12 protein-coding genes are annotated in these 15,221 nt (G+C 68.4%); 4 read left to right on the forward strand and 8 right to left on the reverse strand.

What is annotated here, in order from left to right:
- Positions 1–21 precede the first annotated feature (21 nt).
- Positions 22–1,377: an oxygen-independent coproporphyrinogen III oxidase gene (hemN, locus tag EOW66_RS05855; protein ID WP_128155511.1), complete on the forward strand. Its 1,356-nt coding sequence runs from the start codon at positions 22–24 to the stop codon at positions 1,375–1,377.
- A gap of 165 nt (positions 1,378–1,542) precedes the next feature.
- Here the strand turns inward: hemN and EOW66_RS05860 are convergent, their stop codons facing one another.
- From EOW66_RS05860 to EOW66_RS05885, 6 genes are all read right to left on the reverse strand, one after another.
- Entirely contained in the window at positions 1,543–2,769 is a 1,227-nt protein-coding gene (locus EOW66_RS05860; RefSeq protein WP_128155512.1) for a glycosyltransferase, read from the reverse strand.
- Positions 2,766–4,358 carry an ABC transporter ATP-binding protein gene (locus EOW66_RS05865; RefSeq protein ID WP_128155513.1) on the reverse strand — a complete coding sequence of 531 codons (1,593 nt, stop codon included), beginning with the start codon at positions 4,356–4,358 and terminating at the stop codon, positions 2,766–2,768. Before EOW66_RS05865 ends, EOW66_RS05860 begins: the two co-directional genes overlap by 4 nt.
- Positions 4,355–5,461 (reverse strand): ABC transporter permease, encoded by a 1,107-nt coding sequence (locus EOW66_RS05870; RefSeq protein WP_128155514.1) that lies wholly within the window; start codon positions 5,459–5,461, stop codon positions 4,355–4,357. Before EOW66_RS05870 ends, EOW66_RS05865 begins: the two co-directional genes overlap by 4 nt.
- The gene (locus EOW66_RS05875; RefSeq protein WP_113899586.1) at positions 5,461–6,612 is read right to left on the reverse strand and encodes a microcin C ABC transporter permease YejB; all 1,152 of its coding nucleotides are present in this window, start codon (positions 6,610–6,612) and stop codon (positions 5,461–5,463) included. Before EOW66_RS05875 ends, EOW66_RS05870 begins: the two co-directional genes overlap by 1 nt.
- A 31-nt stretch (positions 6,613–6,643) precedes the next feature.
- A complete protein-coding gene (locus EOW66_RS05880) occupies positions 6,644–8,533 on the reverse strand; it encodes an extracellular solute-binding protein (protein WP_128155515.1) in 1,890 nt (629 codons plus the stop codon).
- 139 nt (positions 8,534–8,672) lie between these two features.
- Positions 8,673–9,206 (reverse strand): c-type cytochrome, encoded by a 534-nt coding sequence (locus EOW66_RS05885; RefSeq protein WP_128155516.1) that lies wholly within the window; start codon positions 9,204–9,206, stop codon positions 8,673–8,675.
- A 201-nt stretch (positions 9,207–9,407) separates the two neighbouring features.
- Here EOW66_RS05885 and EOW66_RS05890 point away from each other — a divergent pair, with 201 nt between their 5' ends.
- The gene (locus EOW66_RS05890; protein ID WP_113899583.1) at positions 9,408–10,256 is read left to right on the forward strand and encodes a prephenate dehydratase; all 849 of its coding nucleotides are present in this window, start codon (positions 9,408–9,410) and stop codon (positions 10,254–10,256) included.
- Here EOW66_RS05890 and EOW66_RS05895 read toward each other — a convergent pair.
- Positions 10,226–10,753, reverse strand: coding sequence for an SRPBCC family protein (locus tag EOW66_RS05895; protein WP_128155517.1), 528 nt, complete (start codon positions 10,751–10,753; stop codon positions 10,226–10,228). The two genes, EOW66_RS05890 and EOW66_RS05895, sit on opposite strands and share 31 nt — an antisense overlap.
- Before the next feature lie 67 nt (positions 10,754–10,820).
- The gene (nudC, locus tag EOW66_RS05900) at positions 10,821–11,813 is read right to left on the reverse strand and encodes an NAD(+) diphosphatase (RefSeq protein ID WP_239017530.1); all 993 of its coding nucleotides are present in this window, start codon (positions 11,811–11,813) and stop codon (positions 10,821–10,823) included.
- 278 nt (positions 11,814–12,091) lie between these two features.
- Between nudC and EOW66_RS05905 the strand changes: the two genes are divergently transcribed.
- The gene (locus EOW66_RS05905) at positions 12,092–14,011 is read left to right on the forward strand and encodes a bifunctional 2',3'-cyclic-nucleotide 2'-phosphodiesterase/3'-nucleotidase (RefSeq protein WP_128155519.1); all 1,920 of its coding nucleotides are present in this window, start codon (positions 12,092–12,094) and stop codon (positions 14,009–14,011) included.
- Positions 14,012–14,188: 177 nt separating this feature from the next.
- A complete protein-coding gene (locus EOW66_RS05910) occupies positions 14,189–15,208 on the forward strand; it encodes an ABC transporter substrate-binding protein (protein WP_113899667.1) in 1,020 nt (339 codons plus the stop codon).
- Positions 15,209–15,221: the final 13 nt, after the last annotated feature.

Here is a 15,221-nt window from a genome sequence, read left to right on the forward strand (position 1 = left end):
TCTCCTCCTAAAGATAGGCGCATGGAACAGGAATCGCAACTCACCCGGCTCGGGCTCTTCGACGCACGGGTGCCCCGCTATACGAGCTACCCGACTGCGCCCCATTTCTCGACCGAAGTGGGGCCGTCGCTTTTCGCCGAATGGATCGAGGCGATCCCCGCCGGATCGCAGATCTCGCTCTACATGCACGTCCCCTTCTGCCGCCGGCTGTGCTGGTTCTGCGCCTGCCGCACCCAGGGCACGCAAAGCGACGAGCCGGTGCGGGCCTATGCCGAGACCCTGCTGGCCGAGCTGAAGATGCTGAAGGAACGGCTTGCCCCCGGGGTGACACTCTCGCGGCTGCACTGGGGCGGCGGCACGCCGACGCTGATGCCCGCCGACATGATGCGCCGCGTCGCGGCGGCGGTCTTCGACGCCGTGCCGATGGGCGAGGGCGCCGAGTTCTCGGTCGAGATCGACCCGAACGAGATCGACGCCGCGCGGATGGATGCGCTGGCCGAAAGCGGGCTCAACCGCGCCTCGATCGGGGTGCAGGATTTCGACCCGCAGATCCAGCAGGTGATCGGCCGCGAGCAGAGCTACGAGGTGACGAAGGCCGCCGTCGACATGATCCGCGCGCGCGGGATCCGGAGCCTGAACGCCGACATCCTCTACGGGCTGCCGCACCAGACCCCGACGAAGATCGCGGAATCGGTGCAGAAGCTGCTGTCGCTCGGGCCGGACCGGGTGGCGCTTTACGGCTATGCCCATGTGCCGTGGATGGCGCGGCGGCAGACGATGATCCCCTCGGACCACCTGCCGACGCCGCAGGAGCGGCTGGAACTCTTCGAGGTCGCCCGCAAGCTCTTCGTCGCCGACGGCTATGACGAGATCGGCATCGACCATTTCGCGCTGCCGACCGACGGGCTTGCGGTCGCGCAGAAGGCGGGCCGGCTGCGGCGCAACTTCCAGGGCTATACCGACGACCTCGCCGAGGCGCTCGTCGGCATGGGGGCCTCGTCGATCTCGCGCTTCCCGCAGGGCTATGCGCAGAACGCCTCGGCCACCGGCGCCCATACCGGCGCGATCCGCGACGGGCATTTCTCCACCGCGCGCGGCCATGTCTTTGCCGGCGAGGACCGGATGCGCGCGCGGCTGATCGAGGCGCTGATGTGCGACTTCCGCGTCTCGACGGCCGAGCTGGTCACCGAGTACGGCGCCGATCCGGCCGAGCTGAGCACGCTCTTCCGCAGCTGTGCCGCGAAGTTCGAGGACATGGTGAAAGTGACCGCTGCGGGGCTCGAGATCCCCGAGAAGGGCCGCCCCCTCACCCGGATGATCGCGCGCCATTTCGACGCCTATGACCTGTCGAAGGCGGGCCACAGCTCGGCGATTTAGGATACCCCCGAGGGGCTGGCGACGGGGCCTTTCCGGTTTCGCCCCTCCCCTGCCCCGGCCGCGGGTGCCTCCGGCGGGAGTATTTGGGCCAAGAAAAAACCGGCGCCCTTTTTCTTGGCCCAAATACTCCCGGGGGTGCGGGGGCAGGCAGCCCCCGCCGCGGTCTCAGCCGGCGCGCCCGGCGGCCTCGACGAAGTCCACCAGCCGCGGCAGGCAGACGCTTTGCAAATCGTATGTCTCGAGGATCGTCCGGCGCGCGGCCGCGCGCAGCGGATCGTAGCGCGCGGGATCGGCCAGCGCTTCGCTCAGCGCGGCAGACCAGCCCGCGACATCGAAGAAATCGACAAGCCGCCCGTTCACCCCGTCGGTGATCACCTCGCGCAAGGGCGCGGTGTCCGACGCGATCACCAGTGCCTGCGCCGCCATCGATTCCATCAGCGACCAGCTCAGCACGAAGGGATAGGTGAGATAGGCATGCACCCGCCCGACCTGCAGGATCGAGACGAAATCAGTGTAGCTGACGCGGCCGAGGAAATGCACCCGGCTCATGTCGAGCCGGTCGCCGACCTCGGCCAGCATCTTCTGCTTCCAGCTCGCGGCGTCCTTCGGCGCGCCGCCATAGCTCTGCCCCTCCTCGCCGACGATCAGCACCTGCGCCGCGGGGCGTGCGGCCATCACCGCGGGCAGCGCCCGCATGAAGGTGTGAAAGCCGCGATAGGGTTCGAGCGAGCGGCTGACGAAAGTCAGCACCTCGTCGCCCGGGCGGAAGGTCTGTGTCGTGCCCGGCACGGTGAAACGCGCCGCGGGGTCGGGTTTCACCCGCTCGGTGTCGATGCCGTCATGGCACACGGTGATCTTCGCGCGCAGCTCGGGCGGGAAGGTGCCGGCCTGAAACGCGGTCGGCGAGAGCGCGGCATCGGCCTGCACCATCGCCTGGATCAGATGCGCCGAGCGCGCGGTGGTGGAGATCCGGCTTTCCAGCCCCGGACGGGCGAATTCCGGGTCGAAATCGGTGTCGAGCCCGGTGGTGCGATACATCAGCTCGGCATAGACGAGCAGCTTCGCCTCGGGCCAGACCTCTTTCAGGTAAAGCGTCTCGCCCCAGCCGGAATGGCCGAAGATCACGTCGGGCACATAGCCGTGGCGCTCGCGCAGGGAACGGGCGGCAAAGGCCGCGCGCAGGCCGCGTTCGCTGACCTCGGCATACATCCGTGTCAGCCGCGGTTCGATCGTCACCGCGCCGGGCTTGCGGTATTTCACCACCCGCACCGGCGAGGTGCGGCTGTTCGTCTCGGCGGTCAGTGCCAGCACCTGATGGCCGCGCGCCTGAAGCGCGGGGGCAAGGCGGGGAAACTGGCCCGGGAAATTCTGGTGAACAAACAGGATCTTCAAACAGTCTCTCCAAGCGCGGCCGCCATCAGCGCCCGGGTGTACTCGGTCTTCGGTGCGGCAAAGATCTCGGCCGTGGTGCCGGCCTCGACGACATCGCCGCGGCGCATCACCAGCACCTTGTGCGACAGCGCCCGCACCACGCGCAGATCGTGGCTGATGAAAAGATAGGCAAGGCCGTGGCGGCGCTGCAGCTCGCGCAACAGCTCGACGATCTGCACCTGCACCGTCATGTCAAGCGCCGAGGTCGGCTCGTCGAGCACAACCAGCCGTGGCCGCAGGATCATCGCCCGGGCGATGGCGATGCGCTGGCGCTGCCCACCCGAGAATTCATGCGGGTAGCGTTCCATCATCGCCGGGTCGAGCCCGGTCTCGGCCATGATCTCGGCCACCATCTCGCGCCGGTTGCGGCCCGGCTCGACGCCGTGCACGGTCAGCCCCTCGGCGATGATCTGCTCGACCGTCATCCGCGGCGACAGCGCGCCGAACGGGTCCTGGAAGACGATCTGCATGTCGCGGCGCAAGGGCCGCAGCGCCCGCGCCTGCCAGTGCGAGATCTCCTGCCCGGCGAAGGTGATCGGCCCCTCGCTCTCGATCAGGCGCATCAGCGCGAGCGCGAGCGTGGTCTTGCCGGACCCCGACTCGCCGACGATGCCGAGCGTCTCGCCCGCGCGCACGCTCAGCGTCGCGTCGTTCACCGCCTTCACATGGCCCACGGTGCGGCGCAGGAAGCCGCGCTTGACCGGAAACCAGACCTTCAGATGCTCGGCCCGCAGCAGCTCGGCCGCGCCCTCGGGCACCGGCTCGGCCCGGCCCTTCGGCTCGGCCGCCAGCAGCTTGCGGGTATAGGGGTGCTGCGGGTTGGCGAAGATCTCGGCCGCCGGGCCCTGTTCGACGATCTCGCCCTGGCTCATCACGCAGACCCTGTCGGCGATGCGCCGCACCACGCCCAGATCGTGCGAGATGAACAGCAGCGACATCCCTTCCTCGGCCTTCAGTTCGGCCAGAAGCTCGAGGATCTGCGCCTGGATCGTCACGTCGAGCGCGGTTGTGGGCTCGTCGGCGATCAGGAGCTCCGGCCCGTTCGCCAGCGCCATCGCGATCATCACCCGCTGGCGCTGCCCGCCCGAGAGCTGGTGCGGATAATCGGCAAGCCGGCTCTCCGGGTCCTGGATGCCGACCCGGGTCAGGAGTTCAAGGATGCGCGCGCGCGCGGCCGGGCCGCTCAGCCCCTGATGCAGCGCCAGGCTCTCGCCGATCTGCTTCTCGATCGTGTGCAGCGGGTTGAGCGAGGTCATCGGCTCCTGGAAGATGAAGCTGATGTCATTGCCGCGCACCCGGCGCAGCTCGGCCTCGGGCGCGCCGATCATCTCGGCGCCGGCATAGCGCACCGAGCCCTCGAGCACCGCGTTCGGACCGAGCAGCGCCACCGTCGACAGCGCCGTCACCGACTTGCCGGACCCGGACTCGCCCACCAGCGCCACGGTCTCGCCCTTGTTCACGGCAAAGCTGACCCCCCTCACGGCAGGCACAAGCCGGCCATCGGCGCGGAAGGAGATGCGCAGGTCCTCGACCTGAAGGACGGGGCTCATTTGAACACCTTTCTGGGGTCGAAGGCGTCCCGCACGCCCTCGAACACGAAGACGAGCAGCGAAAGCATGATCGAGAAGGTGAAGAAGGCGGTGAAGGCAAGCCAGGGCGCCTGCAGGTTCTGCTTGCCCTGCAGCGCCAGTTCCCCAAGCGAGGGCGCCGAGCTTGGCAGGCCGTAGCCCAGATAGTCGAGCGAGGCGAGGGTCGAGATCGCGCCGGTGATGACGAAGGGCAGCATCGTCAGCGTCGCCACCATCGCATTGGGCAGGATGTGGCGGAACATGATGACCCGGTCGGCAACACCAAGCGCGCGGGCGGCGCGCACGTATTCGAAATTGCGCGCGCGCAGGAACTCGGCCCGCACCACGCCGGTCAGCGCCGGCCAGCCGAAGAGGATGACGATGAAGACCAGCAGCCAGAACCCGCGCCCGAGGATCGCGAAGAGGATGATGATGACGTAAAGCGAGGGGGTCGAGGACCAGATCTCGAGCAGGCGCTGCAAGATCAGGTCGGTGCGGCCGCCGAAATAGCCCTGCACGGCGCCGGCCGCGATCCCCACCACCGAGGAAATCGAGGTGACGATCAGCGCGAAAAGAACCGAGGTGCGGAAGCCGTAGATCACCCGGGCGAGCACATCGCGCGCGGTGTCGTCGGTGCCAAGCCAGTGTGCGCGATCCGGCGCCGAGGGCGCGGCGCCGACATTGTTGATGGTGCGGTAATGATAGGGGATCGGCGGCCAGATCATCCAGCCGCGCTCGATTTTCTCGCCGCCGACGGTGCCGGAGGTCTTGGCCTCGGCCATCGTCGCCTCGGGCGTGTCCCAGCATTCCTCGCGCCCGCCGGTGACGATCAGGCATTGCACCGAGGGGTCGCGATAGATCGCCTCGGTGCGGAAGTCGCCACCGAAGGCGGTTTCGGGGTAGAAGTGATAGGCCGGCACGAAGAACGCGCCGCGATAGCGCACGAGGATCGGCTTGTCGTTCGCGATCACCTCGGCAAAGAGCGACAGCACGAACAGCGTGGCAAACAGCACCAGCGCCCAGAAGGCGCGCCGGTTGGCGCGGAAGTTGCGCCAGCGCCGGGCGTTCAGCGGCGACAGGATCATCAGCCGGCCCTCCGCTCGAAGTCGATGCGCGGATCGACGAAGACATAGGTCAGGTCACTGAGGATGCCGACGACGAGCGAGATCAGCCCGAAGACATAGAGCGTGCCGAAGATCACCGGATAATTGCGCTCGACCGCCGCCTGAAAGCCCAAAAGCCCCAGCCCGTCGAGCGAGAAGATCGTCTCGACGATGATCGAGGAGCCGAAGAAGACGCCGAGGAAGGTCGCCGGAAAGCCCGCAATCACGATCAGCATGGCGTTGCGGAAGACATGGCCGTAAAGCACCTTGCGCTCGCTCAGCCCCTTCGCCCGCGCGGTCATCACATATTGCTTGTTGATCTCGTCGAGGAAGGAGTTCTTCGTCAGCAGCGTCATCGTGGCAAAGCCCGAGATCGTCATCGCCACCGTCGGCAGGGTGATGTGCCACAGGTAGTCGAGCGCCTTGCCCGCCATGCTGAGGCTGTCGAAATTGTCCGAGGTCAGGCCGCGCAGCGGGAAGATCTTCCAGAAGCTGCCGCCGGCGAACAGCACCATCAGCATCACCGCGAACAGGAACGACGGGATCGCATAGGCGACGACGATCACCCCCGAGGTCCAGGTGTCGAAGGGCGAGCCGTCCTTCACCGCCTTGCGGATGCCGAGCGGGATCGAGATCAGATAGGCGAGCAGCGTCGACCACAGCCCGAGCGAGATCGACACCGGCATCTTCTCGACCACCAGCTCGACCACGGTCTTGTTGTGAAAGAAGCTCTTGCCGAAGTCGAAGGTCAGATAATCGCCCATCATCGTGACGAAGCGCTTCCACGCCGGGATCTTCTCCTTGCTGCAGGCCGGGTTCTTCAGATCGGGCACCACACCCTCGGGGCAGCGGATGCGCGCAAAGCCCATCTGCACCTCGAGCTGCGCCAGCAGCTCGGGCGAGATCCCGCGCGCGCCCTGATAGCCGCCGTCCTCGACGCCGCCCTGCCCCTGCGTGCCGGCATCACCGCCACCCGAGAGGTTGCGCATCGTGTCGGCCTCGCCCTGCACCCGGGCGATGATCTGCTCGATCGGCCCGCCGGGGACGAATTGCGTCAGCGTGAAGTTGATCAGCATGATCCCGAACAGCGTCGGGATCACCAGAAGCAACCGCCGCAGAATATAGGCACCCATGCCTGCCCGCCCTTTCGTGCTGCCTGCTGGCTCAGAACGCCCCGGCCGCTTTCAGCTTTTCGCCCTTTTCGGCGTTGTACCACCAGAAGTCCAGCTCACCGAGCGCGTGCGGCGGCAGCGCGGCGGGGTGCTCGTACATGTCGTAATAGGCGACAGTGTAGCTCGCCTTGAACCATTGCGGCACCCAGAAGTGGAAGGCCCGCAGCGCGCGGTCAAGCGCATGCACCCGCGGCGTCAGCTGGTCTTGCGTCTGCGCCCCCTCGACCAGCCGCACCAGCCCGTCGATGCCCGGGTTCGCAAGCCCCATCGCGTTGAACACGTCCCCGGCCCCGGCCGAACCGAAATACTGCTGCAGATCGGCGCCCGGGATCTCGTTCTGGCCGAGCGCGGCGGTGATCATGTCATAGTCATGCGAGCGGCGGCGGTTTTCATATTGCGCGTCATCCACCCGCGCCATCGCGGCATCGACGCCAAGGGCGCGCAGGTTCTCGACATAGGGGTTGATGACGCGATCGAAGGTCTGAGAATCGTTCAGGATCTCGACCTTCAGCGTCTCGCCCTTCGCGTTGCGCCGCATGCCGTCATCGGCCACCGGCCAGCCCGCGGCATCGAGCAGCGCCGCCGCCTTGCGCAGGTTGCCGCGGTCAAGCTGGCGCTTGCCGGACACCGGCGCCATCGCCACCGGATCGGTCAGCACGCCCTCGGGCAGATCGGCGGCGAAGGGTTTCAGGATCTCGGCCTCCTCGGGCGTGGGCGTGCCGGTCGCAGCGAGCGGCGAGTTCTCCCAGATCGAGTTCACCCGCGCGTAAAGCCCGTAGAACAGCGTCTCGTTCGACCATTCGAAGTTGAACATCAGCCCGAGCGCCTCGCGCACGCGGATGTCCTGGAACCGCTCGCGCCGCAGGTTGATCGCAAAGGCCTGGCCCGAGGCGACATTGCCGTTCGGCAGTTCCGCCTTCACCACCTGGCCCTTGGTCAGCGCCGGGAAGTCATAGCCCGTCGCCCAGGCAAGCGAGCTTGCCTCGTTGCGGAAGGTATAGCTGCCGGCCTTGAAGCCCTCGAAGGCGGCCTGATAATCGCCGTAATACTCGACGCGGATCTTGTCGAAGTTGTAGCGCCCGACGTTGATCGGCAGTTTCGCGCCCCAATAGGCGGGGTTGCGCTTCCACACCACGGTGCGGCCGTTCTTGGCGCTGTCGAACATGTAGGGGCCCGAGCCGATCAGCGCCACCGGCGAGGATTTCGCCAGGTCGATGCCGTCGCGCGCGAACTGCGCCTTCGAGAACACCGGCAGCCCGCCCGCCGACTGGATGATGTCGCGCCGCGGAGAGCCCGGCACGAAGGTGAATTTCACCCGTTTCGCATCGAGCACCTCGACCGAGGCGATCTGTTGCGCCACCACCGCGCGGAAGCTCGACAGCCCCTTGTCGCGCAGCTGCTCATAGGAAAACAGCACGTCCTCGGCAGTCAGCGGCGTGCCGTCCGAGAAGGTGATGCCGTCGCGCAGGGTGAAGATCACCCAGTCCTTCGATGCCGGGTATTCGAGGCTTTCGCACAGCAGGCAATAGGCCTCGCCCACGGTGTCGTCGGTGCCGGTCAGCATCGATTCCAGCGGGACGGAAGACAGCGCCGCCGCCCGCCCCTCGAGCGTGTAGGGGTTGAAATTGTCGAACCCGCCCGGCGCCCATTCCGAAATCTCGCCGCCCTTCGGCGCCTCGGGGTTGACGTAGTCGAGATGGGCGAAATCGGGGCCGTATTTCAGATTGCCCAGCGTCGAGATGGCGGGGGCGGTGATCGTCTCCTCGGCCCGGGCCCCGGCCGCGAGCCCCGTCCAGAGCGCCGCGCCCAGCAGCAGTGCCCCGACCATCCGCCCCGCACCGATGTCCTGCATCCGCCGCGCCGCGACCATTGCCCTCGTCATCCGTCTCTCCCCTTCATTGCCCGACCAGCTAAAGGGGCATCGCGCCGGGGTGCAAGTTGCAACTGCGTGAGAGCATGGCAAAAGGGCCGCCCCCGCGGGACGGCCCTTCCGGAACGCGATCCGATCGGCCTTTCGGCGATCAGTTGCTCAGGCTTTTCAGATAGGTGATGACGTTGTTGCGGTCTTCCGCCTTGGGCAGGCCGGCGAAGGACATCTTGTTGCCCGGGATATAGTCCTTCGGGCCGCTCAGCCACTGGTTCAGCGCCTCGAGCGTCCATTCGCCGCCATGCGCCTTGAGCGCGTCGGAATAGCCGAAGCCCTCGACCGAGGCGACCGGACGACCGACGACGCCGTCAAGATGCGGGCCGGTGGCATTGGTGCCGTCGACCTTGTGGCAGGCCTTGCACTTGCCAAAGACCTTGGCGCCCTTCTCGGCGTCGCCCTCGCCCAGCACGATCTGGACTTCTTCCGCCGGCGCGGCCGCCGCAGCGTCGCCGCCGCCCGCCCCGCCCGGCGCAGCGGTCATCATCGCGACCTCGGTGCCGTCGGCCGCGACATGCGTGCCGGAGACGAGCGAGAACAGCTTACCCGAGGCGCTATTGGCGACGAGGAAGAACAGGAAGGCGCCCAGCACGCCGCCCGCAGCCTTGGTGATCGTGGTCGAATTGAGCATGACTCGCCCCTGAGTTTCTCTGTCCAGTTGCCGGCACTTACCCGGTTTGCCCCCTTCCTTTCAAGATTTTTTGAAGAAAGCCCTGAATTCGGCGCCTTTTGTCGCGCCCGGGCGGGTTTTCGGCCGCCCCGCCGGCGCGATCCGGCTTTTCCTGTGCGCGCGCGCGGTATAGGCAGACCGCAACTGCAGACGGAGGAACCAATGAGCATTCAGCGCAAGGGCGTGATCGCATTCCAGGGCGAACCGGGCGCCTATTCGCACGAGGCCTGCCGCGAGGCGCGCCCGGACATGGAGGCCCTCCCCTGCAACACCTTCGAAGAGGTGATCGAGGCGGTGCGCCGGGGCGATGCCGATCTCGCGATGCTGCCGGTCGAGAACTCGACCTATGGCCGGGTCGCCGACATCCACCGGCTGCTGCCGGAATCCGGACTGCACATCCTCGACGAGCTTTTCGTGCGGGTGCGGATCTGCCTGATGAGCGTGCCGGGCCGCAAGCTCGACGAGATCACCGACGTGCGCGCGCATCTGGTGCTGCTGCCGCAATCGGCGCGCTTCCTGCGCGAGCACGGCATCGCGGGCCATGCCGCCGCCGACAGCGCCGGCGCCGCGGCCGAACTCGCCCACACCCGCACCCCGGGCGAAGGCGTTCTGGCCTCGGCGCTTGCCGCCGAGATCTACGGCCTCGAGGTGCTGGCCCATGACATCGAGGACCACGCCCACAACACCACCCGCTTCCTGGTGATGGGCCGCGAGCCCGACCTGAAGCGGCGCGGCCACGGCCGGATGATGACCACCTTCGTCTTCCGCGTGCGCAACATCCCGGCCGCGCTTTACAAGGCGCTTGGCGGCTTCGCGACGAATGGCGTGAACATGACCAAGCTCGAAAGCTACATGGTCGACGGCAATTTCACCGCGACGCAGTTCTATGCCGACGTCGAGGGCCACCCCGACGACAGCAACCTGCGTCTCGCGCTCGACGAACTCGACTATTTCACCTCGAACATGGCGTTGCTCGGCGTCTATCCGGCCGACCCGCGCCGCCACGGCTGAGCCTGCGGCGCCACCCCGTCGCGGGTGCCAGACCGCGCCGCCGCGAAGCGCGTGTAGAGCGCCGCACCGAAAGTTGCGACGCGCTCTTCGAAGCTGCGCTCGAGCCGGCTGCGGCCGAGCTTTGCCGATTGCAGCAGCAGCCGCGCGCCCAGCGTGCGCGGCCGCGCGTCGAGTATCACATGCAGCCGCGAGCGCCCGGGCGCGAGCACGGTGATCTGCAGCGAGAGCAGCAACTCGAAGCCGTGTGACTTGCCGCTGTAGTCGATCGCCGCGGGGCGTTCGAAGCGGATGATCTCGGCGGTCAGCTGGCGCAAGCGGCCGCGGAAGTGAAAGCCGACCTCCCACGACATCCCCGGCCCCGGCACCGCAAGCGCGTCGATCCGGCGCAGGCTGACGCCGCGGCGCCGCGCCGCATGCTCGAAGGAGGCAAAGTCGGCGATCTGGTCGAAGACGAACTCCGCCGGGGCGGCGATGTCGACACGGCTGGAGAACTTCATGCCGGGGCTCCTTGAACGGTCGCTGCCCGGTGGGCTCGGGCGAAATGAATATGGCGGCAGCGTGCAGTCAATGCCGCCGGTCTGCAAGCCACTGCCGCAGCATCCAGCCCGCAATTGCCCCCGAGCGTGGCGCACGGATCACGGGATCGGCACCGGCAAAGACCGCCGCGAGCCGCTCGCGGCTGATCCAGAGCGCATCCTCGATCTCGGTCGGATCGCAGGTGATCTCGGTGCTCACGGCCTCGGCGGCGCAGCCGATCATCAGCGAGGCCGGGAACGGCCAGGGCTGCGACACCAGCAGCCGCACCGGCCCGACCCGCACCGCGGTTTCCTCGAACACCTCGCGGCGGACGGCGGATTCGACCGGCTCGCCCGGCTCCATGAACCCCGCGAGACAGGAATACATCCCCTCGGGCCAGCCCGGCGAGCGGCCAAGCAGCACCGAATTGCCGCGGGTCACGCACATGATGACGCACGGATCGGTGCGCGGGAAATGCTGCGCGCCGCAGGCCGGGCAGACCCGCTGCCAGCCGGCAAGCGCGGGCGTGCTCGCCGCGCCGCAGGCCGAGCAGAAGCCATGCGTGCCGTGCCAGTTCAGCAGCGCCCGTGCCGTTGCCGCAATCTCTGCCGCGCGCGGGTCGAGCCGCATCATCGCGCCGCGCAGGTCTGCGAAGGCCGTGCCCGCCGGCAAGTCCGGATGATGCTGCGCGCTGTCATCGAAGAAGGCGCCGAAATCGGGCTCGGGCCCTTCCGGCACCCAGGCCGAGATATCGGCGGCAAAAACCGGCGCGCCGGCGGAAAGGCCGAGGAAGATCCACCCGCCCGCCGCGTGCGACAGCAGCGCCGCCCCCGGCGCGAGCCCGGCAAGCCCCGCACCGAGCGCCGGATCGGCCGGTGTTTCCGCGCCCGCCAGCAGCGGCCGGCCGCGCCAGAACGGCACGATCCGGGCGGCAGGATCGACCGCCATCCGGGCAAGCGCCGCGGCATCGCCGCGCAGAGAGGCCGCGCGATCGAGACCCGAGCCCGCGAAGGCAAGGCCCGGGCGGGCATCGACCGCCATCACGGCGGCATCGGAACGGACATCTGGGGAACGGGCGTCTGACATGGGGGCTCCGGCACGGCGCGGGACGGCCTGCCCCGCCCCTTCCTTTTGCCATGCCGCAGCGATGAAAGGCCAGCGGCGTTGCGCCTCCGCATCATCGCCCGGGCGATCCCCCTGCCCGCCCGAAAAGGCGCAACCGGTGGTTGAAACTCGGAAAATTCTGCTTAGGCTGGCACTCCGTCGTTCCGGTCGCCGACGCATTTTTGTAGCTCCGGGCGATATCGAAGGGATCGGACATGGCGCAAACGGCAGAGCGGGGGGCTTCGAGCGGTGCGGAAGCGGGCCGGGTGCTGCTGCGCGTGCTGGCGACGACCGATGTGCACGGCTATCTGCGCAGCCACGATTACGGCCAGGATCAGCCCGGCACCGACTGCGGCCTGACCCGGATCGCGAGTCTGGTGCAGGCGGCACGCGCCGAGGTGGCGAACACGCTGCTCTTCGACAATGGCGACATCTTGCAGGGCACGCCGCTCGTCGATCACTGGGCGCGGCGCGGCCTGCCCCCGGGCGAGGTGCACCCGGTCTTCGAGATGATGAACGCGCTCGGTTACGACGCCGGCACGATCGGCAACCACGAGTTCAACTTCGGCCTCGACTACCTCTGCCGCGCGATCGAGGGGGCGGGCTTTCCGCTCGTCTGTGCCAATGCGGTGCGGCGCGCCGGGGCGACGCCGCTCGAGGATGAGACGCTGCTGCCGCCCTGGGCGATCCTCGAGCGCGCGCTGAGCGATGCGGAGGGGCAGCTCCATCGGCTGAAGATCGGGGTGATCGGCTTCGTGCCGCCGCAGATCCTGATGTGGGACCGGCTGCAGCTCGAGGGCCGGCTGAGCGTGCGCGGCATCAATGAGGCGGCGCGCGCCCATGTGCCGGCGCTGCGCGCGGCGGGGGCCGATGTCGTCATCGCCCTCGCCCATACCGGGATCGAACCGCACCTGCCCCCGGGCCTGCCCGACCGGGCGACCGAGCATGCCGCCGTGCCGCTTGCCGCGGTGCCCGGGATCGACGCGCTGATCTGCGGCCACAGCCACCTGTCCTTCCCCGGCCCCGACACCGCCGCGACCGAGGTCGTCGATCCCCGGCGCGGCCTGCTCCACGGCAAACCCGCGGTGATGCCGGGCCGCTGGGGCTCGCATCTCGGCGTGATCGACCTGACGCTCGCCCCGGACGGTGCCGGCGGCTGGGGGGTGGTCGAAAGCCGCGCCGCGCTGCGCCCGGTGCTTGAGGCCGCCACCGGCCGGCCGGTGCCCGAAGCCCCCGCCCTCGTCGCCCGGCTCGCCCCGGCGCATGAGGAGGTGATCTGCGAATTGTCGCAGCCGGTCACCCGGCTCGCCGGACCGATCCAGAGCTTCTTCTCGATGGTCGCCCCCGACGCCGGGCTGAGCCTGATCGCCGCGGCGCAGACTGCCCATGTCCGGGCCCGGCTCGCCGGCCGGCCCGAGGCGGCGCTGCCGGTGCTGGCCGCGGTGGCGCCCGGCAAATGCGGCGGGCGCGGCGGCCCGGGCTTCTTCACCGACATCCCCGCCGGGCCGCTCTCGCGCCGCCATGTGCTCGAGATGAGCCTGTTCCCGAACACTGCCACGGCCGTGCTGGTGCGCGGCGCCCAGCTTGCCGACTGGCTCGAGCGCGCGGCCTGCGTCTTTGCGACCATCACCCCGGGACAGGCCGACCAGCCGCTGCTCGACCCGGCCTTCCCCTGCTACAACTTCGACGTGCTCGCCGGGCTGAGCTACGAGATCGACCTCAGCCGCCCGGCCCGCTTCGCCCCCGACGGCAGCCTCGCCGCCGACAGCCGCCGCATCCGCGACCTGCGCCACGCCGGCCAGCCGGTCGACCCGACCGCCGCATTCGTGATCGCCACGAACAGCTATCGCAGCGCGGGCGCGGGCGGCTTTCCCGGCGCGGCGGAGGGGGCGATCGACCTCGGCCCGCCCAAAAGTTCGCGCGTCGTGCTGTTTGAGCTGCTGGAACGGCACAGCCCCCTGCAGCCGGTGGCCGAGCCGGTCTGGCGCTTTGCCCCGATCCCGGGCGCAAGCGCGCTCCTCGAAACCTCGCCGCGCGCTGCCGGACGTCTGGCCGAGGCCGGCCCCACCGCCGCGCGGCTCGAGGAACTCGGCCTGAACGCCGCCGGCTTTCTTCAGATTCGGGTGCATTTCTGACCAGATTGCGCAAAGTCCTTCATCAGATGCGCAAAATTCAGGCCAATTACGAGTGATCGGTCAAAATTTGACCACTCGGCCCATATCTGCCGCGACGTGCGGCGCATGGCGCATTCCCCCCACCCGACGGATGGGCGCAGGATCGGCCCGACCTCAGAACCCGGGAGTTTGACCGACATGTTTCACCGCACCCTGACGGGACTGGCCGCCGCCGCAACGGTGCTGGGCTTCACCGCCCCGGCGCTGCACGCCGAAACCACCGTGCCTTTCGCCCTCGACTGGAAGTTCGAGGGCCCCGCCGCGCCCTACACGCTTGCCGTCGACAAGGGCTTTTACAAGGCAGAGGGCCTCGACGTGCAGGTGACCGAGGGCGCGGGGTCGCTCGACGCGATCCCGAAGGTGGCGACCGGCGCCTTCCCGCTCGGCTTCACCGACATCAACTCGCTGATGAAATTCCTCGACCAGAACCCCGGCGCCCCGGTCACCGCGGTGATGATGGTCTATGACAAGCCCGCCTTCGCCGTCGTCGGGCGCAAGTCGCTCGGCATCGAGACGCCGAAGGATCTCGAGGGCAAGGCGCTCGGCGCGCCGCCGCCGGACGGGGCCTGGGCGCAGTTCCCGATCTTCGCCAAGGAACAGGGCCTCGACATGTCGAAGATCACCGTCGAGCCGGTGGGTTTCCCGGTGCGCGAACCGATGCTGGCCGAGGGCAAGGTGGCCGCGATCACCGGCTTCTCCTTCACCTCGACGCTGAACGCCGAACGCCTCGGCGTGCCGGCAGACGATCTGACCGTGCTGCTGATGGCCGATTATGGCGTCGCGCTTTACGGCAATGCGATCATCGTCAACACCGACTGGGCGAAGGCCCATCCCGAGATGGTGACGGGCTTCCTGCGCGCCACCGCGAAGGGCTGGAAGGAAGCGATCGCCGATCCCGCCGCCGCGGTCGAGACGCTGGTGAAGCGCAACCCGGCCGCCGATGCGGGGCTCGAGACGAAGCGCCTCGAACTCGCCATCGCCGGCAACGTGCTGACCGACTACGTCAAGGAACACGGCATGGGCGGTATCGACACGGCCCGTTTCGCGAAGTCGATCGAGCAGCTCGGCACCACCTACGAATTCAAGACCACGCCCGAGGCGAAGACCTTCTTCGACGCAGAGTATCTGCCCACTGACGGCAGCCTGATGCTGCAATGACCGGACCGGGGGC

It is taken from the genome of Paenirhodobacter huangdaonensis (genome assembly GCF_004022465.1).
GTDB lineage: Bacteria > Pseudomonadota > Alphaproteobacteria > Rhodobacterales > Rhodobacteraceae > Rhodobacter > Rhodobacter huangdaonensis.